The organism is Candidatus Enterococcus moelleringii, from assembly GCF_017377575.1.
Lineage (GTDB): Bacteria > Bacillota > Bacilli > Lactobacillales > Enterococcaceae > Enterococcus_A > Enterococcus_A moelleringii.
On record NZ_JAFREM010000003.1, the window covers coordinates 42,032 to 66,544 of the forward strand.

A 24,513-nucleotide genomic window follows, 5' to 3' on the forward strand; every position below is an offset into this window, starting at 1 on the left:
ATATATTTTACAAGGAGGAATTATACATGAAAATCGTTGGAGTAGCTGCATGTACGTCGGGGATCGCCCATACGTACATTGCCAAGAAGAAGCTGGAAACAGCAGCCAAAAGTTTAGGGCACGAGATTCACATTGAAACCCAAGGCACCATCGGAACAGAGGATGAACTAACTGCCAAAGACATCAAGGAAGCCGACGTCGTAATTATCGCAGCCGACATTAAGATTGGAGGGAAGGATCGCTTTAAAGGGAAAAAAGTCGTTGAGATTCCAACAAGCATGGTGATCAAAGCACCAAAAGGGTTAATCAACAAGATCGAAGAAGAAGTATTAAAGGCATAAAAAAAGGGGGACAAAAAAATGATGAAAAAACTGCAACTCAAAAAACATGCATTAACGGCAATTTCCTACATGTTGCCAGTAGTTGTTACAGCGGGGTTATTGATCGCGATCGGGAATTTAACCGGTGGCGGGGTTATCGAAGATTATAAAGCAGCCTACTCAGTACCAGATGCATTAGTTTCCTTAGGTGTTCTAGGTATGGGCTTGTTGGCACCAGTTATTTCAGGAGCGATTGCTTACTCCATCGCTGACCGTCCGGGGATTGGACCAGGTCTATTTATGGGGCTGATTGCTAATTCCATCGGTGCTGGTTTCTTAGGCGGGATGTTAGGTGGTTACCTAGTTGGGTTCTTCGTATTATTCTTAGTCAAAAATCTAAAGGTGCCAGTTTGGGCGCAAGGCTTAATGCCAATGATGATTGTTCCGCTATTATCTACCTTAATTATCGGATTATTAATGTTCTTTGTCATCGGTGTACCAATTGTTTGGGCAACCGAAGCCTTAACTGATTTCTTAGTGGGTCTGCAAGGCTCAGGGAAATTCTTGTTCGGCTCGATTGTCGGCGGAATGGCAGCCTTTGACTTCGGTGGTCCTGTCAACAAAGTGGCCTCCTTGTTCGCTGATGGTATGCTGCTGGAAGGGATTCAAGAACCAGAAGCAGTTAAAGTATTGGCTTCAATGGTACCACCGTTTGGCGTAACGATTTCTTGGGTAATGTCTCGCATCTTCCGTAAACCAAAATATTCAAAAGAAGAACAAGACAATATCAAAATCGCGTTCCCAATGGGCTTATGTATGATCACTGAAGGCGTCATTCCGATTGCAGCAGTTGATCCAATTCGCGTAATCGTTTCTTGTGTGGCGGGTGCAGCAATTGGCGGCGGCTTAAGCATGAGCTGGGGTGTCGGTTCACCGGTTCCTTCTGGCGGCGTCTTCATTATTCCTGCTATGACTGATCCGCTGAAATTTACCTTAGCCTTATTAATCGGCTCCGTCGTGACTGGTGTCCTGCTATTCGTCTTGAAGAAAGAACCAGTTGAAAATGAAGTCGTGGATGAAGAAGAGGAAGATGTTGATTTTTCTTCGATCAAATTGAACTAGTTTTGGAGGGATTAGATGTACGTTTCCATGAAAGAAATGCTGCAAAAGGCCAATGAAGAAAAATACGCGGTGCTGGCGATTAACTGTTTTAACCTGGAAACCGCCAAAGCTGTGATCGAGGCGGCGGAAGAAATGCATTCGCCCATCATTGTTGACCTGCTGCAGGATCATTTAAAGGAGCACTTGGATCATCGCTATTTGACCCAGCCGATTATCCGTATGGCCAACAACGCCAAGGTGGAAGTGGCCATCAATTTGGACCACGGACAAGATGTCGCATTTGTTAAGCAGTGTCTCCATGAAGGCTTTTCCAGTGTCATGATGGATGCTTCCATGTATCCATTAGAAGAAAATATTCGGATTACCCGCACTATCGTGGAGCTGGCGCAGGTGTACAATGCCAGCGTTGAAGCCGAGGTTGGCGATATGGGGGCGGTGGCCGGCGATCATTTCACTAATGACGAAATGTACACCGATCCCGATGATGCGATTCGTTTCATTCAAGAAACCGGCGTGGATTGTCTGGCTCTATCTTATGGTTCCAGCCACGGGAATTATCCCGAAGGCTATGTGCCGGAGTTTCGCTTTGACATTGTTAAAAAAATCAAAGCCGCAACCAACTTGCCGTTAGTTTTACACGGCGGCTCTGGGGCCGGTAAAGAAAACATTTTAAAATCCATCGAACTAGGCATCAACAAAATCAATGTCGGTTCTGATTTTATGAAGGGACAGCTGGAAGATGTTAGAGAACAGCTGGCCAACAATCTCGATGTGGATTATCCAACGCTGATCCATCACACGATGGCAGCCGGAAAAGAAGTTGTTAAACAGTATATAGAACTTTCGGGTTCTAAAAATAAATCACTATAGAGGAGTCTATGCCCAATGTTAATCAATATGAATCAAATGCTGGAAATTGCTAAAGAGGAAAAATTCGCTGTAGGTGCCTTCAACGTCGCTGATAGTAACTTCCTAAGAGTCGTGATCGAAGCCGCTGAAGAAAATGATGCACCAGCAATCATCGCCGTGCATCCAACCGAATTAGATTTTACCAAAGATGAGTTCTTCCAATATGCCGTATCTCGTGCGAAAAACAGTTCAGTACCTTTTGTTATTCACATGGATCACGGTGACAGCTTAGCCAGCATCATGCGAGCAATCCACTGCGGCTTCAGCTCAGTCATGATCGACGGTTCATTGCTTCCTTTTGAAGAAAATATCGCTGTTACTAAAGAAGTCGTTGATGTATGTCACAAAATCGGCGTATCAGTCGAAGGTGAATTAGGAACAATCGGCAACACCGGTACGACGATTGAAGGCGGCGTATCAGAAGTGATCTACACTAGACCAGAAGATGCCGATGAATTTATCCAAAAAACTGGCATTGATACATTAGCGGTTGCCATCGGTACTGCTCATGGTATTTATCCAAAAAATATCAAACCACAATTGAAGATGGATGTATTGCAAGAAATCAAAGACCGGGTAGATATTCCATTGGTTCTCCATGGAGGATCAGCCAATCCAGATGAAGAAATTGCTAAAGCAGTTCAAATCGGGATTCAAAAGGTCAATATCTCTTCTGATTACAAATACGCTTTCTACAAAAAATGCCGTGAAATTCTTTCAACAACGGAACTTTGGGATGCCAATGCCATCTATCCAGAATGTATCGATGCAGCCAAAGCCGTCGTGAAACAAAAAATGGAATTGTTCAACTCAATCGGACAAGCCAAAGTCTATCGCGAAAGAAATGTTCAACCTTGGAGACAAGACCAAGCATAAAAAATCAAAGCCAAGGAAATTTTCCTTGGCTTTTTTGGAGGAGAAAAGCATGTATATTGGCGGAATAGAAGCCGGCGGCACCAAATTTGTTTGTGCTGTGGCGAATCAGGAATTAGCAATCATCGAAAAAGTCAGCATCCCTACTACCACCCCGGAAGAAACCTTGGCAGGCGTTTTTCAATTTTTTGACCGCTTCATACTGGATGCGTTGGGGGTCGGCTCTTTCGGTCCGATTGGCGTGCAAAAGGAACAAGCGAACTATGGTCATATTTTAGCAACGCCTAAAAAAGGCTGGACCAATTTTGATTTTCTAGGCTCATTGAAAGAGCGCTACGACATTCCCATGGCTTGGACGACGGACGTGAATGCGGCGGCTTACGGTGAATTGAAAAAGGGAGCTGCCTGTGGATGTAAAAGCTGTATTTATTTAACTGTCGGAACCGGGATCGGCGGCGGCATTGTCGTGGATAATGCCGTGTTCCAGGGTATCAGCCACCCAGAAATGGGCCACATTTTTGTCAAAAGACATCCCGAAGATACTTACGAAGGAACCTGTCCTTATCACAAGGATTGTCTAGAAGGGTTGGCATCCGGCCCATCGCTAGAAGCACGCACCGGTATCCGGGGAGAAAACTTGCCAGCCGATCATCCAGTTTGGGAGCTGCAGGCCTACTATCTGGCGCAAGCCCTGATGGCCTATACCTTAATTTTAAATCCGGAAAAAATCGTCTTAGGTGGGGGCGTCATGAATCAGCCTCATCTGCTGGAAAAAATCCGCCAGCAATTTACGAAGCTTTTGAATGGGTATGTAGAAATCCCCAATGTCGACGAATACATCGTCTGCTGGGGAATGCCGGATGAGAGCGGCTTGATGGGGACCCTGCTGCTGGCGCAACAGGAAATCGTCTGATTCTGCTGTTTTCATTGCTTTTTCTGAAAAAGGAAGGTCGAGGACTAAAACTGTGCTACAATAAAAAATAATGGAAAAATGAAGGAGTATACCTATGAAAATTCTAAAACCAATCGGTGCCTTCCTAATTGCTTTCGTCTTTTTTATTGCAGCCACGATTTTAGGCAGCTTAGTCACCAGTGTTTTAGGAGACATCAACGTATTTGTTCGCTTTACCCTCGGGATGTTGGTACAAATTATCATCTGTGCTTACGGGATCTTTTTGGCAGGCAAAGTGGAGCGGCTGTCATTGCAGGATTACGGCATCAAGTGGCAGAAAAATGATCTGCCCAAGCTTTTGCTGGGCTTAGTAATCGGAATTGCGGCCTTTCTAATCGTCTGTGCACCGCTGTATTTGACGGGCGCGTATTCACTAGCTTCAGGCAGTTACGCTATCGAGGATATTGCTTTAGATTTCATTTTGTTTGTGGCAGTGGGTTTTACTGAAGAATTCTTATGCCGCGGCTTTTTGCTGCACCGGTTCCTGCGCTTTGGTCCCTTCAAAGCTTTGGCGCTGTCGGCGGCGATTTTTTCCCTACTGCACTTAGCTAACCCTGGGGTTACGGTGCTGTCGTTAGTAAATATTTTCCTAGCCGGTATTTTTATCGGATCAACTATGTTTGCGACGAACAGTATTTATACTGCGGTGGGTGTCCACATTACTTGGAACTGGGTACAGGGAGCGATTATGGGCATCCCGGTCAGCGGCTCTACTGGGGACGGCTATTTTGTCACCAACATTGTCAGCAACAATACGGTGGTAACGGGCGGTGCTTTTGGCGCAGAGGGATCGATTGCCTGCACCATCCTGCTAACGATATTCAGCGTGCTGCTGCTGGCTTATGCCAAAAAGAACAACAAGCTGCAGTATTTCCAACCTGCTATCTAAATTTGAACGAGTTGCGATACCCGTAGACAGCTGTCTGCGGGTATTTATTATGCAATCCGATAATAGGAATCGTTGACTCTTTTTACTTGGACGACAAATCGACTCCCGCTTAAGAAACCGAGCCAACGAAGTAAATCGCTGGTTGGAACAGCTAATTTTGAACGGATTTCTTCTATTATAATTGCTTCTCCTATTTCGTAGCTTTGGAGCAAAATGATTAATTGTTTTAATGCATTTTTATCTCGAATCGTTGCTGGAGCCTCATTTTTGAATGTAAACCCTGATTTTCTCAGCAGCTGAATGAGCTGTTGATTGTCCTCTTCGTATAAAGGCAAATCTGCTTGAGAAAATTCAGTTAAACGTGTAAGAAAACCTTGGCTGCATTGGTTTTTTAAGCCGCGATTGATAAAATGGTTGTAATAACGATGCGGGAAACGCAGGCCTTGGTCAATACTGAGAAGAATCAGATCAATTCCGCGGTCTAGTTGGTGAACACCAGATTGAACCTGCTGGGCGACCTTGGGATCAATTCCCGTATGTTGAGCAAAATGGGTCGAACCTAAAGTCAGCTTTTCATCGGTATTTTTAGAAACCAGTACAAATTGATACTTTAATTCTCGACCACAGCGACAGTAAAGTTTGTCTTCATCAGGCCCATTTGGATAAAGAAGATTCTCCTTGAAATCAACAAACAGCCATTCATCATCCTTTAAGAGATTTTCTGTTAAAAAGAGTGACTGCATTTGATATTTTTTCACCTTTTGCAAGGTTTCCTGCTGCAATGGAGTTAATGTCTGCCAAAGCTCCAGCCGCCGTTCACGAGTTAAATCAATCGCCAATTGTTCCGCCTCCTTTGTGTTAGGATAGCGTGAATAAAATGTCTTGTAAAGGAGCACTTATGACCTATAAACGAATCAAAGCAGTCGGTGCTTATTGCCCAGACTGCCAACGAAAATTAGAAATTCTGCTAAACGACGGCGATCAAAATAATTTATGCATCTGTTTTCGCTGCCGTACTGTTTACGAAATACATGAGACTAGCCTACATAAACTGCCTGTCAGCAAGCAAACCACTGAATCAGAAAAGCAGCAGCTTGCTCGGCTGGTAGAAGTCCTGCCGGATAAATATCACTACAAAGGTAAAGGCAGCCAACTAAGAGAAACTAACAACGGATTTCAGCGAAATTGGCTTAGTTTAGCTGCCTACGAACAGCAATTTAACGAAGCGTTAGGCTACAATCAATGTGACCTGCGTTCAGTCCCTAACAGCTGCAAATGGTGTGGCGCTGAGCTGCCGAAGGGGCGGCGATCTTTTTGCAAAGACAGCTGTTCCCGCAATTATTCCAAGGCGACCTTCACGAAGCGGCACATGGCAACTTTGCCCTATCGGATCGCCTGCCGTGATAACTTCTATTGCCAGGTTAGCGGCGAAGACTTGGCCCAGATCAATCGCCACGGCCAGCGGATTCCAGCCAGCAACGGAAATTTAGCCATTCATCATTTAGTGTTTGTTTCCCAAAACGGAACCGACTATGAACAAAATTTACTCACGCTTTCTGCCGAGGTCCATCGCGCATACCACGCCGGTGATCCTGAAATTGTCGCCAAGGTAAATAAAATCCGCGATGAACGCCTAGAAAAGTGCCAAGCAAAAATGCGTTTCACTACTAAATAATGCAGCCCGCCGCCTTCAGTCAACCAATCTACACCTAAAGTCCTACTTCAATCTTATACTTTCGCACGACGCATGAAAGTTGATTCCGCCTTACAATTTTATTAACGAGTGATTAGAAGCAGGAGGATGAAAATGAAGAAGCTATTAATTGGACTAGGTGTTGTATTGTTGGCAGGGGGCGGCTTTTTTTGGTACCAAAGCACGCAAGCAAAAGCCAATGAAGACACAGAATACGTAGAACTATACCAGGTTGAACAGCAAACGCCTTTACACCTAAAAGGACAGGTCCAGCCCACCAAGCAGCAAACCGTCCTAATTGCGGAAGACAAAGGCAAAGTGCGCACCATTCACGTCAACGAAGGCGACCACGTGCTGGCAGGAACAGTCTTAGTTACTTACGACTGGGGCGAGCAGGTGAAAGCAGCCTATGATTCCGTGGTAACCTCCATCAACGAAGACGCGAAAAATGATCCCCAACAAACCTTGATGATTTTAAAAAGCGAAGAATCTGCCATCAAAGGAACTGTCACTGAATACGACAAAGAAAAAGTTGCCTTAAACGAAGCCGTCGAAATCCAGTGTACCAACAATGACCGGATCGTCACCGGACGAGTAACCAACATCGCTGAGATGAACAACGAACCGAAAGCGGAAAGTACTTCTTCCATCGTTACCTACAATTTCGCAGCAGTTCCCGACGAAACCATCCCTGTCGGCTATTCAGTGGAGCTGTTGATTCCCAGAAATGAACTGCATCTGCCGGTCAAAAGCGTCAAAGAAAAAGACGGCCAGTGTTACGTGTATACAGTAGCTAAAAACAAAGCCGTGGAAACACCCATCACTGCGATAAAAGGCAATGGCTATTATGTCTTGCAAGACGGCTTGGCTGTCGATGAAGAAATTGTCAAAGACGCAACCGGCATCAAGGACGGGATGGAAGTGACCATTCAATGATCGTAATGAAAGACATTAATAAGTTTTATACCGCCGATCAGGAGAAAATTCACGTACTGAAGAATATTTCTTTAACCATCGACGAACACGAATTTGTCGCAGTTATGGGTCCGTCTGGTTCCGGCAAATCCACCTTGATCAATACCATCAGCTTTTTGGATGGCGATTTTGAAGGCAGCTATACCTTTAATGGGGAAAATGCCTATCGCTACAAAGATGAGCGCTTATCCGCGCTGCGCAACCAGTCCGTTGGTTTTGTTTTCCAGGCTTTCCAGCTGATAGAAAACAATACGGTGATGGAAAATGTCGCACTGCCCTTATTGTACGGCGGGATGAAGTCACGCCAAACAAAACCGTTAGTGATGGCCGCTTTGAAAAAGGTCGGCATTGCTGATAAATACAACAAGCTGCCAAAACAGCTTTCCGGCGGGCAGCAGCAGCGGGTCGCTATCGCCCGAGCGATTGTCGGCAATCCAAAATTTATTGTCGCCGATGAACCCACCGGTGCCTTAGACAGCCACACCTCAGAAGAAATTATGCACTTATTCAAACGCTTAAACGAAGAAGAAAAAGTCACCATCTTGATGGTCACCCACGATGCCGACGCGGCAGCTTATTGCCAGCGGGTGATCACCGTAAAAGACGGGGAAATCTTGGAAGCAGGTGTGGCGCATGCGGTTTAGTGAAGTATGGAAAACATCCTTTAAGGCTATCGGCAAAAACAAACGCCGCAGCTTTTTAACCATGATCGGCCTGGTCATCGGCGTCTCAGCCGTGATTACCGTCTTTTCAATTGGGCGCGCTTTTGAAGATTATGCCTCAGAATTTATTGGCTTGGATCAATTTGACGGCAGTGTGGGGCTAACCTTTAGTCCCAGCGATGAGTCGTTTGCGGCCAATCATTTAGACGGCTTCACCGAGGAGGACATTGGTCGGATTGAAAGTTTGCCCGGCGTAGAATCCGCCACTTATTATACCGGTCAACGCAACGGCGTAAAATATGCCGAACAAACGATTGATGATGCCAGCAGTGACACTCGCTGGGGATATTTCAAATTGTTAACCGATGAAGGAAGCAATGTCATCCACGGCCGCGGGATTAAACTAAGCGACAGTGTTAATGAAAACCCGGTGGTGGTGATTGATGAGGTCGTTGCCGAAGCGATTAACAAGGATGAGCCGGCTACTCCGGTTGGTCAATCCATCCAAATCGGCGGGCACTTGTTTGAAGTTGTCGGCATTATGGCCGAGCGGGAAAGCAACGGCATTATTTCCACTGAAGAAGATAACGTCATCGCAGAAATGCCGGAAAACGTCTTCCAGCAATTTTTCGAAACCGAAGAACGTTCGATGGTTCAGGTGAAGATGACCCCAACTGCCAATGTGGAGAACGTCACCAAGGAAACCGAAACTATGCTGAAAAGGTATGGCACCCAAAAGGATCTCGGCAGCTATTCCAGTCAAGATTTGGCAGGCCAGGTAGACACCTTGCGGACCTTGTTGACTAGCATTACTTTGCTGATCTCAGTTGTCGGCGGAATTTCGCTATTTATCTCCGGCATTGGTGTGATGAATATGATTTACATTTCCGTGTCTGAACGGACCAAAGAAATCGGTGTGCGCCGAGCGATGGGCGGCACCAAAGGCAATATCATGATGCAGTTTCTGCTGGAAGGTATTTCTCTAACCTTGATCGGAGGCACGATCGGCTACTTGCTGGGAATGCTGTTTGCTTTCTTGATCAGTATGTTTACGCCCCTCAGTGTACAGCCGGACATGTTCACCGTGCTGTTAGCCTTCGGTTTGTCTGTCGTTATCGGCATCATTTTCAGCTGGCTGCCAGCCAAAAGTGCCGCCAGCAAAGACATCGTTTCTCTATTACGCTAAATACAAGAAACCATTTCTTGTCGTGCTATACTAGAATAAAAAACGAAAGAAGGGATCGCTGATGAATTGTCGTTCACCCAACTAACCAACCGCCCGAGATCCTCCAAAAAATTTGCCAACTAAGAAAAAATTTGGAGGACAAGCAAATGAAAAAACAAAACGTAGAAGAAAAATTGGCCAGCTCGCTAACTGCCGAGACCACCGAGCTTGTGCCCTATTTGGCCTACTTGCTGCAGGATCTATGGGAATTAGGCAGTATTCCGGCCGTTATGCAGGAACTGATTGAAGACCATATCACGACTTCAAGGGAAACGAAGGTCCTTGATCTAGGCTGCGGCAAAGGTGCCGTGGCAATCACCTTAGCCAAAGAATTAGGTATAAAGGTGAAGGGGATCGATTTATTGCCGGACTTCATTGAAGCAGCCAAGCAAAAAGCCGCTGAATTCCAAGTAGCAAATTTATGCCAGTTTGCCGTTGGCGATATCAATCAAGCGGTGAAAGAAGAACGGGACTACGATATTGTGCTCTTCGGCGCTGTCGGCGATGTATTAGGTGAAGTGCCCGTGATGCTTCAGCAAGTAAAGCAAACGGTCAAAGACCACGGATTCCTGTTAATCGACGATGCCTATTTAGTGGGCGATGCTGAAAATATTCGTTACCAAAATTACGAATATTTAACGCTGGATCAGTGGGAAGCCGCGTTCCAACAAGCCGGCTTTGAAGTTGCAGCGATTCAGATCGTTGAAACTACAAACGAAGATGAGATCAACAAACGCAACAATCAGTTGATCCGCCAACGAGCAGAAGAGCTGAGTCGGAAGTATCCTGACAAACAGGAGCTGTTCGCCTCTTATGTGCAAAGCCAAGAAAACGAAACAGAAGATCTTTCGACCGATGTTGTGGGAGCCACTTGGCTGCTGCAAGCCAGATAGAACTGAATAAGCAAAGTAAGAAGCTCAGCGAAAAATGCTGAGCTTTTTGCTGTTGCAGCAGAAGTAGCCATCTATTTCCGCTAGTATTATGTAGTTTTCAATGAACGGAATACGAAAAAGGAAAGCCCCTAAATAAACCATTCTTACTCATAGAGAAGGTGCGGCGCGCACGCACCTTCAAAGCAGCATCGTTTAAGACGATGGCTATATGTGAGTAAGTGTGGTTACGGCTTGCCAGAGCAGCTCTGTCGGGCAGTGAGCGGCCAGCGGGAAAAACGTGAGGAGCACCAAGGAGGCAACAGGCACATCAGCTCCTGCGATGACGATGTTCTTGGTTGTTTTTCCCGCTATTGGGCTTGCTAATCCGACGGTGAGCGATTTGGCACAGCCGTTACTTCTTGTGGTGTCGGTCGATGGTGATCATCAAGCTGGCAAAGGCAATCGCCAATGCCAACGCTTGATACACAGTCATGGCAAGCGTTCCTTTCCTAGGATGAACATGTCGCATCCCTCCTTTGATAGAGTTCAGCCATTGCCATAAACACTGCTGAATTAGTAGGCATCACCACCTTTACCCCACAAGATAGGGTCGCTAGTTAGCGTTTTTTCTTTTTCCCTTTTTTCTTCTTCTTGTTGGCCTCATGGAAGGCTCGCAGTCGATCGACTTTTTCTTTGCGTGGATTGGTCGGTTTCTTGACTGTGGGACTTTCTGTGACAGGTGCTTCAGGTTCGACAGGGACTGTTTCAGCTGGATGTTCTACAATATCAGCTTGAACAGGCTTTTCCGCAGCTTTTGTCAAAGAACCTGGATTTACTACCGGATCTTTGGCAGCAGGGGCTGCTGGATTGACCACTGCTGTATCTAAGGTCGCTTTGGTTTGGCTGTGGATAGCAGCTTTTTCCGGTACAAACTTCGGTGCAGGTGCCGCTGCGATTGTTTCTGGTGCTGATTGATGTGCAGCTTCCACAGCTACAGGTTGTTTTACTTTTTCTTCTTTTGGTTCTTCAACAGTTTTAACTTCTTCGGCTAATTCAGAGACTTGGGTTGGTTCATCAGCAATAATAAGTGGCGCAAAAGCATTGTTAGGATCTGCCACATACGTTTCAGCTTGGTTACTTAAATCGAAAATTGGTGTTTCGATGGTTTCCACAAATTTCGCGGAAACGACTTTGTAAAATTGACGCACCCCGTCTTTTTGGAACAGGTTCAAGGTGGTCATGGCTTCTAATGCTGCCTTGATTTGATCGGCAGTTTTGTTTGGATCTGGATCATTATAAGACCAGCGGTGGTTTTTACCGGCGGCATTTTCAAATACAGTTGCTAGTTTTAACATGTTTTTTTCTCTCCTTTTTATTTTTCTCAGGAACTTTCCGAGAGATCGGAGTCGGTTCCAGTGACAGTTGTATCGGCTTGAATGACTTCCATTAAATCAGTGTGACTATGCTCAGGCGGAAAACATCTGGCTGTCATCATTTCCCACTCAGTTTCTTCAAAATACTCTGAAAAGAAATAGAAATAGCGGCGTAAAGCACGGTTCACAGTGGCTTTACTAAATAAATGGCGTACTAGATCTTTTAAAAACAGTTCAAAATCCTTTTCTCCCAGCTGGTTCCGGATTTTCATAGCTAATAGCAGCTGGATGGTCACTGAACTGTTTTGCGTTTCTTGATAATAGGCAGAAATTTGTTCCCGCAAGGTGTTGGCTTTCAAATGAAAGACTTGATATTGGGTAAATGGTAGATCAGTCATGATGGTTTCCTCCTTGAGATTCCGCGGCTGTTACACCGCGGAAATAGTGTTTTTTAGAATAGCTCTGTTTCTTGGACAGTCACGAATTCGGCGCTCACAACGGAGGCGAATAGGCGAATACCGTGTTGCTTAAATAGGTGTAATTCTGTTAGTTCTTCCATCGCTGCTTTGATTTCAGCGGGTGTTTTATTAGTGTTTGGTTTGGTATAGCTCCAGGTATGCATCTTTTCTTGTTCGTTTCTGAAGCGAACCACTAATTTAGTTTCTGGCATAGGCTTCTCCTTTACTCCATGTTTTTAGTGACACGAGTTTGGTTAGTAACGATGACGCTGTCCAATGAACTTCCTGTTTGCCCCAGATCCGCCATGACTTCACCTAGTTTTACGATGTCGGCTTCTGCTGGATTTGAAATGACGTTGCTGAAGTTGACTTTCTTTTGTTTGTCTTCGCCTTCTTGTTCGATTACTACTTGTAATTTTGTTCCCAATTGTTGAATCATTTGTGTTTCCTCCTGATTAATTTTTTTGTTCCGGCCGGTGACTAAAAGATAAACTAAAAACGTAAAAAAACAAAACGCCATTCTGTCCAAAACCCATGAAAGTGAACGCTTTCATTTTTAGAATGTTGATTTGATCGTACAGTAAAATTTACTAATGGAAAGTTTAGGGGTCGTTTGGAAACTTTCAGTGTAATGAAAAGAAAGGGATGAAAACTCTTCGTGACGGGTCTAATTGAATGAATTCAGAATTTTCTGAAAAAAATAATATAACAGCGGCTGATCAAGAATTATCCGGCTGTTCGAGAAAACGCCAAAAAAAATCCTGCCAGGAGGATTCCTGATAGGATGGCTGCTGCTAAATTCGGAGGTGGGAATTTCTTGAGAACAGAGTCTACATGCAAGTGGAGCTGGAACCTCAACTAGACAAATATACAGCAGAAATCATTGCTGCAAACCGATGAGAAAGAAACCACAATTTACCTGATTCTAGGTTTGACATTGACCGGCTTGGAAGAAGAATCGAGATGCAACGAAGTAAGCAGTTCGTAAGTCCCAGAGTCAAAAATAAATAGTCCTCCCTCGACATGGTCTAATTAAACCGTTCGAGGGAGGACTGTTTTTCTTTTGTTTGGTTTTTATTTTGAAAAAGATAATGTGCGGGACAAACGCTGTGAGATCAGATGTCCCAAGTAGCCAGCAGCTACCGCTTTAATCAGACCAGGGATTAAGAAAGGGATCATTCCGGCAGAAAAAGCACCAGCCCAAGGCATGCCTGCACTCACCTTCAGCCATAGTGAGCCGAATACTAAAGTAACAAAGGCCCCAACAATATTGGCGAAGATCACCCAGAAATAATTTGAGGTGGTTTTCTCAATCAACCAGCCAGTCACTAATCCGTTGAAAATAAAGCCGACTAAAAATCCGCCAGTTGGACCGAATAAGGCGCTAATCCCAGCACTTCCTCCTGCGAAAACCGGCAGACCGATGCAGCCCATCAATAAGTAAACCAAGATAGCCAGGGTTCCTGTTTTTTTACCTAGCACGGTTACGACAAATCCGACGGCAAATGTCTGCAAGGTTAAAGGAATTGGTCCAAAGGGAATAGTAAATTGGGCTAATACTCCGATCGCGGCCGCAAACATTCCGGCCATCACCATTTCACGACTTGATAATTTCATTTAAACTCCTACTTTCGTTAACTTGTATTTTTATATTGGTTAACGAAAGTATACCGAGGGTTAACGAAAAAGTAAAGTATAAATTTGGTACAATTGAAAAAAAGATCGATATCCAGTAGAAACCTGACCTACTACTTAAAACGCTGAGACTTAAAAATTCGGCAATACATGCTGATGTGACAACAATCTTATGACGAAAGGTTGCTTGATAAATCTTTCTTCGGACAATAAAAAAAGCTCAAAACCCGCAAAAGGTTTTGAGCAAACTGTAAAAATCTTACAGTAATTTGTTGTAGTATTCAACGACTAGAGCTTCGTCGATATCTGGGTTCAATTCGTCACGTTCTGGTAAACGAGTTAATGAACCTTCTAATTTTTCATCATCAAAGCTTACGAAAGCTGGACGACCTAATGCAGATTCAACAGCTGCTTTAACAGTAACCATGTTGCGAGATTTTTCGCGGATAGAGATTACTTGGCCAACTTCTACTTCGTATGAAGGGATGTCAACACGTTTGCCATCAACCATAACATGGCCGTGGTTAACTAATTGACGAGCTTGGCGACGAGTTGAAGCCAAACCTAAGCGATAAACAACATTGTCCAAACGACGTTCTAGTAAGATCATGAAGTTAACACCGTGTTTACCTTCTTTGATTTTGCTAGCGCGTACGAACATGTTACGGAATTGACGTTCATTTAAGCCGTAAGTGAAACGTAGTTTTTGTTTTTCAGCCATTTGCAAGCCGTATTCTGATTTTTTGCCACGGCTGTTTGGTCCATGTTGACCTGGTGCATAAGGGCGACGTGCTAATTCTTTGCCTGTTCCTGATAAAGAAATACCAAGACGACGAGACTGTTTCCATGATGGTCCTGTATAACGAGACATTTAAAAATTCCTCCAATAAATTGTATTTGGAGTAAAATAATCCGTTGAAAAATTCACATCCGTGTAGTTCGTTCTTCAATCTTCACCTTTGCAGCCGCGGTTACGCAATTGAACCTGAAATTCTCAAGGCAACGAACTGGTGACGGGCTATTATTTTTCTGCTGCATTATTTTACACAAAGTTCAGTATAACCGATTCTAACAGGATTCGTCAAGCTGTAATTGACGTCTGGTTCTTAAGAATCTCTTTAGGAATTCGTAACAATTGTGGGTTTTCGGTGTGTTTTCATCAAATTGTTTTGCAAATTTCACAAACTTTCACTAAAATAGCACTACATGCACAGTTACTATAGTAGGCAAATACATAATATGGAGACGTGGAATGGAAAGAAAACTAATTGCACTAGACATTGATGGTACGTTGTTAAACAGTCAAAGAGAACCGTTGGAAAGCACAATGAAAGCATTGCAGGCACTTCGCCAAGCAGGGCACTTAGTCATTATTGCAACTGGTCGTTCACGTTTATTAGCTGGCGAAGTCATTCATAAGCTAGGCTGCACCAATTATATCGTGTGCAATGGCTCAGCAGCATTTATGGATCACGAACAGGTTTATAAGCATTTGTTAGATCGGGAAGCGCTGGTTCGCTTAATCGCTTTTGCCAAAGAGCGTCAAAAGGATGTTTCCTTGTTTGGTCTAGATTCAATTGCCCGCGTAACAGATTTCGATGTTCCTTTAGTCGCTGACGCAATGGATTCCTTTGGAGGTATCATGCCTCATTATGAGTCAGAATTTTTGAATCATCACGAAGTGTATCAAGGCTGTGTCTTTTTCGATTCCTCAATGGATGAAGAATTTACTAAGGCCTTTCCAGAGTTCCGTTTCGTCCGTTGGCATAAAAACAGCGTGGATATCATCCCCCGGCACGGTTCCAAGGCTGAAACCATTTTAGCACTGGCACAAAAAGTAGGGATTGACCCAGAACATGTCATTACCTTTGGCGATGGCAACAACGATGTGGAAATGCTCCGCTTAGCAGGTACAGGAGTTGCAATGGGGAACGCCGCTTCTCATGTACAGGAAGCTGCCAACATTGTCACAGATACCAACGATCAAGACGGTATCTACAAAGCCTTGCGACAATTAGAATTGGTCCATTAATAGAATAGTCCATTTAAGACCGGCAGATGCCGGTCTTTTTTTTGCCATTTCCCAAAAACTCGTTATTTAATATTCAAAAGCTTGTAAAAGGAATTATTAGCTGTTAGCATGTTATATGTGCGTTATTTCTTCTGTAATGGTCAAAATATTTATTCTTTTTAACTGAATTTAATTTATATTGACGTTATTGTTAGACAGGAGTTTAAATTGAAGTTTTGCAGTTGTGCAGCAATCAAGATCGCTCATTTATGACTGGAATATTGAGAAAAAGATGACAATTGTTTTGGGGAGAACAACCAGTATGAAAGCGTCTTGAGTAAGTTTAACAAGGGGATAAAAATAAAAAATTCCTTTTTATGGGGAGTATTTAAGCGAGGTCAAAGCAGAAACTGCCGTTATCGTTGGTTTTTGCCTTGAACTATTTGAAAACTTGCTCCTTAGGCTTGCAACTTGCAAAATTCAACGTGAAAGGGTGATAAATATGCACAAAAAAAATCAACTATCGGGTAAAGTAGGGTTTATCCGAGCGCTGATGGACTATGTTCACGGCTATGCCGATTTCAAGGGGCGTACCACAAGAGCCGGTTTTTGGTGGGTAAACCTGGTGATCGCCATTTTCCATCTGCTTTTTTTCTTGGTGTTGTTTCAGGCGGATCTATCAATCATGTGGGATGCGGTACTGCTTTTTCGCTATGGGTACCTTGATCAAAACGGCATCAATAAAGAGACGCTTACTTCGCTTTTGCATGTACTGCCGCTGCTCGTTTTCTATGGTCTAATCTGTCTGGGAATACTTATTCCTTCGATCGCGCTGTTTTGTCGCCGTATGCGAGATGCAGGACTAAAAGGTCGAGGCTTTGCGGTCCATTGTGCAGCCATCGGGATCTTACTTGCTTTGCAATATGCCATCCATCTGCAAAAAAAGCTGGTGGGACTTTCTTCGTTTGGTGAGCTGATTATGGGTGCTTGTATATTTCTAACGAGTTGTTTAGCTGTGGAACTGCTTATCTTTACTTTTTTGCCTTCGAATTGGTTAACGACAACTAGTAAAAAGCCGCTGGCCCAGTTTTTCTTCCGCAGAAAGCCACGAGAAAGGAACATTCACGTGGTTGAGAAGCCTGTCAAAATTAAAATGCCGAAGCAAACAGCGGCAGTTGCTCAAAGTGAGCCGGTTAAACAGCCACAAGCTAGAGTACAGAAAATTGAAGAGCCGAAAATAGAACACAAAAGAAGTACAAATTCTTCTGCTGGTAAAAAGAAGTTAGCACAATTTCTTTTCCAAACAAAGGCGCCGGAAAGCAGCGCAGCCCCGGTTGTTCAGCCGGTCAAAGCTAAAGTGCCGAAGCCGGCAGAATCAGTTGTCCAAAGCGAGCCGGCCAAACAGTCGCAAGCTAGAGTACAGAAAATTGAAGAGCCGAAAATAGAACACAAAAGAAGTACAAATTCTTCAGCTGGTAAAAAGAAGTGGACGCAGTTTTTCTTCCAAACAAAGGCACCGGAAAGCAGCGCAGCCCCGGTTGAACAACCGGCCAAAGCTAAAATGCCGCAGCCGATAGAACCAGTTGTCCAAAGCGAGCCGGGAAAACAGCCGCAAGCTAGAGTACAAAAAATTGAAGAGCCGAAAATAGAACACAAAAGAAGTACAAATTCTTCTGCTGGTAAAAAGAAGTTAGCACAATTTCTCTTCCAAACAAAGGCGCCGGAAAGCAGCGCAGCCCCGGTTGAACAACCGGCCAAAGCTAAAATGCCGAAGCAAGCAACAGCAGTTGTCCAAAGTGAGCTGGTTAAACAGCCGCAAGCGAAAGAACAGAAAAGTGAAGAACCGAAAATAAAACATAAAAAACCTGCAAGCTCTTCTGAGAAGCAAAACAAAAAAAGATCAGAAGGTTTGTTGGTAGAACTGTCACGGGGGTTGAATATGGGACGCTATTTAAATACAGCATTTTACGCCATTTTCTTTTGCTTAATCACGGCTTTCTTAGGGATTGGTTTTGGCGGTGTCGATGAGGTCACTTCCGATGTCTGCTTTTTCCTGGCATTTGTGACCTATGTCGGTGCGCTCTTGCTGTTTTTACTGCAAATGGTGGTAAATCTTGTGGGCAGCTTCCGCTCTTTCCAAATTTCTACTGAACAGATTGTCTTAGTATGTGCTTGTTTAGGGATCGTGTCCATGTATACTGGCAACGCAGCATTCTCATTGATTATCACGCTGGTAGTTTTGTTTTTAGACAAAAAGACCTATCAAATGCTGCTGAAAAGCAACATTACAAAAAACTTTGAATATACCTTGTCCTTCTTTAAATTAATTTGGATTACCTTTTATGGGGCAATGTATGCGGTGGGGGAGTTCCATTCGGTTATTTACAGCTTTGGTGCGAAATGTATGAACGAACTCTACACGACACCATTCTTTACCGAGCTTGCCAGCGACTTGTTTCCGACACTATGCACCTTTATCCTGTGGCCGATTCTGCTGCTGGTATTACACGTAGTGGTATCCTTTACCGTTCAATCAAATAAAAAGCATACGACCAATCGAAAACTTGATGAAGGAATTATCCTGTCAGAAACAAATCCGGAATAAAGGGAGTGAACTAGAATTCTATCACAGAGTTCTAGTTTTCTTTTTCGAAAAGAACAAGCTTTGGTTAAAAGTAAAATATCGGTTATTTGTGTCAAGATAGATTCGCAATTCCGCGAAAAAACTACTATAATAGTACAAGATGTTAACTAGAGAAGGGGAGAAAGTGTGCGGTTATTATTTGTAGGGGATGTTGTTGGCTCGTTGGGAAGAAAGATGATCAGTGATTACTTGCCGCGTTTGAAGAAGAAGTATCATCCGCAGTTGACGATTGTCAATGGGGAAAACGCAGCAGCTGGTCGGGGGATTACCGAAAAGATTTATAAAGGCTTCTTGCAGGATGGTGTAGATATTGTCACCATGGGGAATCATACATGGGACAACAAGGCAATTTTTGAGTTTATTCACGATGCAAAGACCTTGGTCCGTCCGGCGAATTTTCCAGAAGGAACTGCGGGGCAAGGTATGGTGTTTGTAAAGATAAACACTGAAGAAATCGCCATTATCAATTTGCAAGCTCGCTCATTTATGGTAGATTTGGATGATCCGTTCCGCAAAGCTGATCAGCTGATTGAAGAAGCAAGGGCTCGAACACCGTTTATTTTCGTTGATTTCCATGGGGAAACCACCAGCGAAAAGCAAGCGATGGGCTGGTATTTGGATGGTCGTGCGTCAGCAGTAGTAGGAACACATACCCATGTGCAAACCAATGACTCACGCATTTTACCCAAAGGAACGGCTTATCTAACGGATGTCGGCATGACCGGTCCGTATGATGGTATTTTAGGGATGAAGAAAGAACCAATTTTAGAGAAGTTTTTAACGGCGATGCCGCAACGTTTTGAAGTAATTGAAAGTGGACGTTCTGTGCTGTCTGCTTGTGTGATCGATCTGGACAAAAACGGATTGGCCCAAAAAATTGAAGCTGTACAGATTAGTGATGATCGTCCGTTTCGTGAATAGGAGTGAACAACCATTTTAACCAACGAAGCTGAAGTTCAGACTGCTTTAGATAATTTAACAAGCCTTTTGGCTGAAAATGACGTGATTCGCGGCTACCAGACTGTCAAAGGTCGGGTGGACGCGAACACGTCTTTACATACGCTGCAAGAAGAAATTAAACAAGCCCAAAAGGATGCCGTTCATTTTGCCCATTATGACAAGCCGGCTGCTGAAAAAGAAGCACTGAAAAAGGCCGACGCCTTGACTCAAAAAATGGAACAGCACCCATTAGTGACGGCTTATCGGGAACATTTGGGCGAAGCCAATGATTTACTGCACCACTTAACCTCAATGATCCAAACGGAAATTAATCAAGCCTTAGAGGAGGAGGAATAATGCCTCAGAAAACCAAAAACACCCCTATGATGGAGCAGTATTTAGCCATCAAGAATCAATATAAGGACGCCTTTTTATTTTATCGCTTAGGCGATTTCTATGAACTATTTTACGAAGATGCGGTTCAAGTGGCGCAGCTGCTGGAATTGACCTTAACCAGCCGCAACCGCAATGCGGACGACCCTATTCCCATGTGCGGCGTTCCTCATCATTCCGCCCAAGGCTATATTGACACCTTGGTGGAGCAAGGTTATAAAGTCGCTATCTGTGAACAAATGGAAGACCCAAAAGAAGCCAAGGGGATGGTAAAACGGGAAGTCGTACAACTAATCACCCCAGGAACTTTAATGGAAGGCAAAGGAATCGATGCCAAGGCTAACAACTTCTTAACTGCCGTTGTGCAATCCGGCCAGCAATTTGGCTTTGCCTATGCCGATCTTTCCACCGGTGAATTAAAAACGGCCTTGCTGCAGGATGAAGAAGCAGTCATGAACGAAGCGACTGCATTGCAGACAAAAGAACTGATTTTAGGCAGCGAAATCCCTGACGAATTGCAAAAGAACTTAGGCGAACGCCTAGGTCTCGTTTTTTCTAGCCAAAAAACGATTGAGGACAATGCTGAATTTAACTTTTTAACAGCTGACATTGAGCATCCCTTAGAAAGAGAAGCCACCGGCAAGCTGTTAACCTATTTATCAGTCACGCAAAAACGCAGCTTAGGACATATTCAAAAAGCCGAAGAATATCAGCCGGAACACTTTTTGAAGCTGGATTATTTTTCTAAAACCAACTTAGAATTAACCCGCTCAATCCGGACAGGTAAAAAACAAGGCACCCTGCTGTGGCTATTAGATGAAACCAAAACCGCAATGGGTGGCCGCCTGCTAAAACAATGGATCGATCGACCACTGATTCAGAAACGTCAAATTCAAGCCCGCCAAGCGATGGTGGCTTCTTTGCTGAACGCCTATTTTGAGCGAGTAGATTTAAATCAGACGCTAACAAAGGTTTATGATTTGGAACGATTGGCTGGACGTGTCGCCTTTGGCAATGTGAACGGCCGCGATTTGATTCAGCTTAAAACGTCACTAGCGCAAGTTCCCCGGATTCGCGAACTGCTGCAAGGCATCAACAAAGGCGAATGGAACGATCTATTGGTGGATATGGAACCGATGGATGAATTAGTTGAACTGATTGAGCATGCCATCAATGAAGATGCGCCTTTACAAATCACAGAAGGCAATATCATCAAAGATGGCTACAATGAGCAGTTGGATGAATACCGGGCAGCGATGAAAAATGGTAAAACCTGGCTGGCAGAATTAGAAGCTCGTGAACGCCAGGCGACCGGTATCAAAACTTTAAAAGTCGGCTATAATCGCGTGTTCGGCTACTATATCGAAATTACCAAGGCCAATCTGGCTAACTTAGAAGAAGGCAAGTATGAGCGCAAGCAGACCTTAACCAATGCGGAACGGTTCATCACGCCGGAATTGAAAAAGTTAGAAACCCTGATTTTAGAAGCAGAAGAAAAATCAGTGGCCTTAGAATACAAGCTGTTTTTAACGGTTCGCGATGAAGTGAAAAAGGCAATCACCCGCCTGCAAAAGCTGGCAAAAAGCCTGAGTTCCACCGATGTGCTGCAAAGCTTTGCCACAGTCAGTGAACGGTATCAATACATTCAGCCTGAAATCAAAGCCAACAGTCACGATTTGCAAATTAAAGAAGGCCGTCACCCAGTTGTGGAAAAAGTATTAGGACACCAGGAATACATTCCTAACAGTGTTCATATGAATCCCGATGAAATGATTCTCTTAATCACTGGACCGAATATGTCTGGGAAAAGCACCTACATGCGTCAATTAGCGTTGACGGTCATCATGGCACAAATGGGCTGCTTTGTACCGGCTGAAAGTGCCGAGATGCCGATTTTCGATCAAATCTTTACCCGAATTGGGGCCAGTGATGATCTAATTGCCGGCCAATCAACCTTTATGGTGGAAATGATGGAAGCCAATCAGGCCTTGCGCCATGCGACACCAAACAGTCTGATTCTTTTTGATGAATTAGGACGGGGAACAGCTACCTATGACGGAATGGCTTTAGCCCAGGCGATTATCGAATACATCCATAAAACGGTCAAAGCTAAAACCCTGTTTTCAACGCATTATCATGAATTAACCGTATTGGAGGAACAACTTCCTCAAATGAAAAATGTCCACGTCGGTGCCGTTGAGCAAAATGGTGAAGTCGTCTTCTTGCATAAATTGATGGATGGACCAGCTGATAAAAGTTACGGGATTCATGTAGCGAAAATCGCTGGCATGCCTACCGAATTACTTTCGCGGGCGGCAACGATTTTGGCGGCTTTAGAGGCCGACAGTCCAGCTGTGCAACCGCAGGTAGTGGAAGAAGAAAACGAACAGCTTTCCTTATTCAATGAAGTTTCCACTGCGGAGCTAGGCACCATCGATCGTTTGAAGAAAGCCAATTTACTGGAAATGACGCCGATAGATGCGTTAAACTTCCTGTACGATTTACAAAAACAGATTTAATCCTTGAGGAGGGATATGATGGGAAAAATCCAAGAATTATCCGAACGTCTGGCCAATCAGATCGCTGCTGGTGAAGTAGTAGAGCGGCCGGCGTCAGTGGTAAAAGAGCTAGTGGAAAATGCCATCGATGCCCATGCCACTCAAATAGATATTTTAATTGAAGAAGCTGGCTTGAAAAAAATTCAAGTGGTAGATAATGGTGAAGGGATCAGCCAAGACGACGTAGAGAATGCCTTTAAGCGCCATGCCACCAGCAAGATTCACAACCGTGACGACTTATTCCGCATTCGGACCTTAGGTTTTCGCGGCGAGGCCCTGCCATCGATTGCTTCTGTTTCGGAATTGACGCTGGAAACAGCTACTGCCGAAGAAAGTCAAGGTTCCCACCTGTACTTGAAGGGTGGAAAAATCGAAGAGCATCGCCCCACCTCTTTACGTACCGGCACCAAGATTACCGTCGAAAACTTGTTTTTCAATACACCTGCTCGCTTGAAATACGTGAAAAGTCTGCAGACTGAATTGGCTAATGTCGGTGACATTGTCAATCGCATGGCATTGAGCCATCCGAATATTGCCTTTCGTCTAGTCCATGACGGGCATAAAATGCTGACGACCAGCGGAAATGGTGATTTGAAACAAGCAGTTGCCGGTATTTACGGCGTCAGTATTGCTAAAAAAATGCTGGAAATTAAGGCGCAGGATTTAGACTTCGCTTTGAAGGGTTATATTTCATTGCCGGAAGTTACTAGAGCCAGCCGTAATTACTTGTCGATCATTATTAACGGCCGCTATATTAAGAATTACGCCTTAAACAAGGCAATTGTCAACGGCTATCAGTCGAAGCTGATGGTGGGACGTTTTCCAATTGCGGTAATCGAGATCGAAATGGACCCGCTGTTAGTGGATGTGAACGTGCATCCGACGAAGCAAGAGGTACGTTTGTCGAAAGAAAAAGAATTAATGGCTTTAATCAGTCAAACGATTGCGGACGGTTTGCGCCAAGTGAACTTGATTCCCGACGCAGGTGAATCACCTAGCTTTAAGCGTAAAGTAGAACCGGTGAAAACCGAACAGCTGGATCTGGCGCTGGAACAGCCCACCGGCAAGAAAAGCGGATTGAGCTACAATCCGGAGACTGGCCGCTTTTATATGGAAGAACCAACCGAAAGTACAGAACCAGCTCCCTTACCCAAACAAGATGCAGCCTTCAAGCCTACCACACCACCGACTTCGATTATTGAGGAAACCAGTGTGGCATTTGCGGAACCAGCTGCTGAAGTAAGTGAAAGACAAGAAATTCCAGAGGCTGTTGAGCAAACGGCAGAAGAGGAAGCAGAAGAATTACGGGAAGCCGCCGAGCATCCGGAATTTGATCTAAGCACCTTGTCTGGGGAGCGGGAAGTCGAAAAGGCTATTAATAAATTAACCCATGAACAGCCGAAGGAACGTTTCCCAATGCTGGAATACTTCGGTCAAATGCATGGCACCTATTTGTTTGCCCAAAGTAAAGAGGGGCTATACATCGTGGATCAGCATGCTGCCCAAGAGCGAATCAAATATGAGTATTTCCGGGAAAAGATTGGCGATGTCAGCAGTGACTTGCAGGACCTGCTAGTTCCTTTCGTTCTGGATTATCCTAACAATGATGCGATCAAGCTGAAGGAAAAAACCGAACTGCTGGAAGAGGTCGGGATTTATTTGGAAGAGTTTGGACCTAATAGTTTCGTGGTTCGAGCACATCCTACCTGGTACCCAGCCGGGCAAGAAGAAAGTATTATCCGAGAAATGATTGATATGCTGCTGGTCACCGGATCAGTCAGCGTCAAGAAATTCCGGGAAGCAACAGCCATCATGATGAGCTGTAAACGATCCATCAAGGCGAATCATCATTTGAATGAAGCGCAGGCTCGGGTTTTATTAACTGATTTAGCTAAATGTGAAAATCCCTTTAATTGTCCCCATGGCCGTCCGGTTCTGATTCATTTCAGCAACAGCGACATGGAGCACCTGTTCAAACGAATTCAAGATCCCCATTAAAGGAGCGAAAAG

At 44.3% G+C, this 24,513-nt stretch carries 25 protein-coding genes; 18 read left to right on the forward strand and 7 right to left on the reverse strand.

Annotated features, from left to right (window positions below):
- Positions 1-26: 26 nt before the first annotated feature.
- The 6 genes from JZO70_RS01490 to JZO70_RS01515 all read left to right on the forward strand — a co-directional run bounded on the left by JZO70_RS01490 (position 27) and on the right by JZO70_RS01515 (position 5,065).
- Entirely contained in the window at positions 27-341 is a 315-nt protein-coding gene (locus JZO70_RS01490) for a PTS fructose transporter subunit IIB (protein ID WP_207671762.1), read from the forward strand.
- Positions 342-359: 18 nt separating this feature from the next.
- A complete protein-coding gene (locus tag JZO70_RS01495; RefSeq protein ID WP_207671763.1) occupies positions 360-1,442 on the forward strand; it encodes a PTS fructose transporter subunit IIC in 1,083 nt (360 codons plus the stop codon).
- A gap of 15 nt (positions 1,443-1,457) precedes the next feature.
- A complete protein-coding gene (locus JZO70_RS01500; protein ID WP_207671764.1) occupies positions 1,458-2,312 on the forward strand; it encodes a class II fructose-bisphosphate aldolase in 855 nt (284 codons plus the stop codon).
- Positions 2,313-2,327: 15 nt separating this feature from the next.
- Positions 2,328-3,227 (forward strand): ketose-bisphosphate aldolase, encoded by a 900-nt coding sequence (locus JZO70_RS01505; RefSeq protein ID WP_207671765.1) that lies wholly within the window; start codon positions 2,328-2,330, stop codon positions 3,225-3,227.
- Between the two features lie 49 nt (positions 3,228-3,276).
- Positions 3,277-4,137 carry an ROK family protein gene (locus JZO70_RS01510; protein WP_207671766.1) on the forward strand — a complete coding sequence of 287 codons (861 nt, stop codon included), beginning with the start codon at positions 3,277-3,279 and terminating at the stop codon, positions 4,135-4,137.
- A gap of 94 nt (positions 4,138-4,231) precedes the next feature.
- Entirely contained in the window at positions 4,232-5,065 is an 834-nt protein-coding gene (locus tag JZO70_RS01515) for a CPBP family intramembrane glutamic endopeptidase (RefSeq protein WP_242703712.1), read from the forward strand.
- Between the two features lie 47 nt (positions 5,066-5,112).
- On the opposite strand, the gene JZO70_RS01520 is transcribed toward JZO70_RS01515, so the two are convergent.
- On the reverse strand, positions 5,113-5,904 hold the full coding sequence (locus JZO70_RS01520) for a hypothetical protein (protein WP_207671767.1): 792 nt from the start codon (positions 5,902-5,904) through the stop codon (positions 5,113-5,115).
- A 59-nt stretch (positions 5,905-5,963) separates the two neighbouring features.
- On the opposite strand from JZO70_RS01520, the gene JZO70_RS01525 reads away from it, so the two are divergent.
- From JZO70_RS01525 to JZO70_RS01550, 6 genes are all read left to right on the forward strand, one after another.
- Positions 5,964-6,740, forward strand: coding sequence for a hypothetical protein (locus JZO70_RS01525; RefSeq protein ID WP_207671768.1), 777 nt, complete (start codon positions 5,964-5,966; stop codon positions 6,738-6,740).
- Positions 6,741-6,872: 132 nt separating this feature from the next.
- Positions 6,873-7,694, forward strand: a complete 822-nt coding sequence (locus tag JZO70_RS01530; RefSeq protein ID WP_207671769.1) for an efflux RND transporter periplasmic adaptor subunit — start codon at positions 6,873-6,875, stop codon at positions 7,692-7,694.
- The gene (locus JZO70_RS01535; RefSeq protein WP_207671770.1) at positions 7,691-8,377 is read left to right on the forward strand and encodes an ABC transporter ATP-binding protein; all 687 of its coding nucleotides are present in this window, start codon (positions 7,691-7,693) and stop codon (positions 8,375-8,377) included. Before JZO70_RS01530 ends, JZO70_RS01535 begins: the two co-directional genes overlap by 4 nt.
- The gene (locus JZO70_RS01540; protein WP_207671771.1) at positions 8,367-9,581 is read left to right on the forward strand and encodes an ABC transporter permease; all 1,215 of its coding nucleotides are present in this window, start codon (positions 8,367-8,369) and stop codon (positions 9,579-9,581) included. Before JZO70_RS01535 ends, JZO70_RS01540 begins: the two co-directional genes overlap by 11 nt.
- Before the next feature lie 146 nt (positions 9,582-9,727).
- The gene (locus JZO70_RS01545; RefSeq protein ID WP_207671772.1) at positions 9,728-10,513 is read left to right on the forward strand and encodes a class I SAM-dependent methyltransferase; all 786 of its coding nucleotides are present in this window, start codon (positions 9,728-9,730) and stop codon (positions 10,511-10,513) included.
- A 210-nt stretch (positions 10,514-10,723) separates the two neighbouring features.
- Positions 10,724-10,876: a hypothetical protein gene (locus JZO70_RS01550; RefSeq protein ID WP_207671773.1), complete on the forward strand. Its 153-nt coding sequence runs from the start codon at positions 10,724-10,726 to the stop codon at positions 10,874-10,876.
- 233 nt (positions 10,877-11,109) lie between these two features.
- Here JZO70_RS01550 and JZO70_RS01555 read toward each other — a convergent pair whose 3' ends face one another.
- From JZO70_RS01555 to rpsD, 6 genes are all read right to left on the reverse strand, one after another.
- Positions 11,110-11,847 carry a DUF2922 domain-containing protein gene (locus JZO70_RS01555; RefSeq protein WP_207671774.1) on the reverse strand — a complete coding sequence of 246 codons (738 nt, stop codon included), beginning with the start codon at positions 11,845-11,847 and terminating at the stop codon, positions 11,110-11,112.
- Between the two features lie 26 nt (positions 11,848-11,873).
- On the reverse strand, positions 11,874-12,263 hold the full coding sequence (locus JZO70_RS01560; protein ID WP_207671775.1) for a hypothetical protein: 390 nt from the start codon (positions 12,261-12,263) through the stop codon (positions 11,874-11,876).
- A gap of 53 nt (positions 12,264-12,316) precedes the next feature.
- Positions 12,317-12,535, reverse strand: coding sequence for a DUF2922 family protein (locus JZO70_RS01565; protein WP_207671776.1), 219 nt, complete (start codon positions 12,533-12,535; stop codon positions 12,317-12,319).
- An 11-nt stretch (positions 12,536-12,546) separates the two neighbouring features.
- The gene (locus JZO70_RS01570; protein WP_207671777.1) at positions 12,547-12,762 is read right to left on the reverse strand and encodes a DUF1659 domain-containing protein; all 216 of its coding nucleotides are present in this window, start codon (positions 12,760-12,762) and stop codon (positions 12,547-12,549) included.
- Positions 12,763-13,397: 635 nt separating this feature from the next.
- Entirely contained in the window at positions 13,398-13,940 is a 543-nt protein-coding gene (locus JZO70_RS01575; RefSeq protein ID WP_207671778.1) for a biotin transporter BioY, read from the reverse strand.
- Positions 13,941-14,217: 277 nt separating this feature from the next.
- Complete coding sequence (gene rpsD / locus JZO70_RS01580; RefSeq protein ID WP_207671779.1) at positions 14,218-14,829, reverse strand: 30S ribosomal protein S4; 612 nt, start codon at positions 14,827-14,829, stop codon at positions 14,218-14,220.
- Positions 14,830-15,210: 381 nt separating this feature from the next.
- On the opposite strand from rpsD, the gene JZO70_RS01585 reads away from it, so the two are divergent.
- The 6 genes from JZO70_RS01585 (at position 15,211) to mutL (ending at position 24,501) form a co-directional block, all read left to right on the forward strand.
- The gene (locus JZO70_RS01585; RefSeq protein WP_207671780.1) at positions 15,211-15,990 is read left to right on the forward strand and encodes an HAD family hydrolase; all 780 of its coding nucleotides are present in this window, start codon (positions 15,211-15,213) and stop codon (positions 15,988-15,990) included.
- Between the two features lie 481 nt (positions 15,991-16,471).
- Positions 16,472-18,574 carry a DUF805 domain-containing protein gene (locus JZO70_RS01590; protein WP_207671781.1) on the forward strand — a complete coding sequence of 701 codons (2,103 nt, stop codon included), beginning with the start codon at positions 16,472-16,474 and terminating at the stop codon, positions 18,572-18,574.
- 165 nt (positions 18,575-18,739) lie between these two features.
- The gene (locus JZO70_RS01595; RefSeq protein WP_207671782.1) at positions 18,740-19,534 is read left to right on the forward strand and encodes a TIGR00282 family metallophosphoesterase; all 795 of its coding nucleotides are present in this window, start codon (positions 18,740-18,742) and stop codon (positions 19,532-19,534) included.
- A gap of 12 nt (positions 19,535-19,546) precedes the next feature.
- Positions 19,547-19,909: a YlbF family regulator gene (locus tag JZO70_RS01600; RefSeq protein WP_207671831.1), complete on the forward strand. Its 363-nt coding sequence runs from the start codon at positions 19,547-19,549 to the stop codon at positions 19,907-19,909.
- Entirely contained in the window at positions 19,909-22,464 is a 2,556-nt protein-coding gene (gene mutS, locus JZO70_RS01605; protein WP_207671783.1) for a DNA mismatch repair protein MutS, read from the forward strand. The genes JZO70_RS01600 and mutS overlap by 1 nt, the downstream gene beginning before the upstream one ends.
- A gap of 18 nt (positions 22,465-22,482) precedes the next feature.
- The gene (gene mutL / locus JZO70_RS01610; RefSeq protein WP_207671784.1) at positions 22,483-24,501 is read left to right on the forward strand and encodes a DNA mismatch repair endonuclease MutL; all 2,019 of its coding nucleotides are present in this window, start codon (positions 22,483-22,485) and stop codon (positions 24,499-24,501) included.
- The last annotated feature ends 12 nt before the right edge of the window (positions 24,502-24,513 follow it).

Excerpts from the sequence above, each read along its gene's own strand:
- JZO70_RS01490 (WP_207671762.1), top strand. The coding sequence starts at position 27 with ATGAAAATCGTTGGAGTAGCTGCATGTACGTCGGGGATCGCCCATACG.
- JZO70_RS01495 (WP_207671763.1), top strand. The coding sequence starts at position 360 with ATGATGAAAAAACTGCAACTCAAAAAACATGCATTAACGGCAATTTCC.
- JZO70_RS01500 (WP_207671764.1), top strand. The coding sequence starts at position 1,458 with ATGTACGTTTCCATGAAAGAAATGCTGCAAAAGGCCAATGAAGAAAAA.
- JZO70_RS01505 (WP_207671765.1), top strand. The coding sequence starts at position 2,328 with ATGTTAATCAATATGAATCAAATGCTGGAAATTGCTAAAGAGGAAAAA.
- JZO70_RS01510 (WP_207671766.1), top strand. The coding sequence starts at position 3,277 with ATGTATATTGGCGGAATAGAAGCCGGCGGCACCAAATTTGTTTGTGCT.
- JZO70_RS01515 (WP_242703712.1), top strand. The coding sequence starts at position 4,232 with ATGAAAATTCTAAAACCAATCGGTGCCTTCCTAATTGCTTTCGTCTTT.
- JZO70_RS01525 (WP_207671768.1), top strand. The coding sequence starts at position 5,964 with ATGACCTATAAACGAATCAAAGCAGTCGGTGCTTATTGCCCAGACTGC.
- JZO70_RS01530 (WP_207671769.1), top strand. The coding sequence starts at position 6,873 with ATGAAGAAGCTATTAATTGGACTAGGTGTTGTATTGTTGGCAGGGGGC.
- JZO70_RS01535 (WP_207671770.1), top strand. The coding sequence starts at position 7,691 with ATGATCGTAATGAAAGACATTAATAAGTTTTATACCGCCGATCAGGAG.
- JZO70_RS01540 (WP_207671771.1), top strand. The coding sequence starts at position 8,367 with ATGCGGTTTAGTGAAGTATGGAAAACATCCTTTAAGGCTATCGGCAAA.
- JZO70_RS01545 (WP_207671772.1), top strand. The coding sequence starts at position 9,728 with ATGAAAAAACAAAACGTAGAAGAAAAATTGGCCAGCTCGCTAACTGCC.
- JZO70_RS01555 (WP_207671774.1), bottom strand. The coding sequence starts at position 11,847 with ATGTTAAAACTAGCAACTGTATTTGAAAATGCCGCCGGTAAAAACCAC.
- JZO70_RS01560 (WP_207671775.1), bottom strand. The coding sequence starts at position 12,263 with ATGACTGATCTACCATTTACCCAATATCAAGTCTTTCATTTGAAAGCC.
- JZO70_RS01565 (WP_207671776.1), bottom strand. The coding sequence starts at position 12,535 with ATGCCAGAAACTAAATTAGTGGTTCGCTTCAGAAACGAACAAGAAAAG.
- JZO70_RS01570 (WP_207671777.1), bottom strand. The coding sequence starts at position 12,762 with ATGATTCAACAATTGGGAACAAAATTACAAGTAGTAATCGAACAAGAA.
- JZO70_RS01575 (WP_207671778.1), bottom strand. The coding sequence starts at position 13,940 with ATGAAATTATCAAGTCGTGAAATGGTGATGGCCGGAATGTTTGCGGCC.
- rpsD (WP_207671779.1), bottom strand. The coding sequence starts at position 14,829 with ATGTCTCGTTATACAGGACCATCATGGAAACAGTCTCGTCGTCTTGGT.
- JZO70_RS01585 (WP_207671780.1), top strand. The coding sequence starts at position 15,211 with ATGGAAAGAAAACTAATTGCACTAGACATTGATGGTACGTTGTTAAAC.
- JZO70_RS01590 (WP_207671781.1), top strand. The coding sequence starts at position 16,472 with ATGCACAAAAAAAATCAACTATCGGGTAAAGTAGGGTTTATCCGAGCG.
- mutS (WP_207671783.1), top strand. The coding sequence starts at position 19,909 with ATGCCTCAGAAAACCAAAAACACCCCTATGATGGAGCAGTATTTAGCC.
- mutL (WP_207671784.1), top strand. The coding sequence starts at position 22,483 with ATGGGAAAAATCCAAGAATTATCCGAACGTCTGGCCAATCAGATCGCT.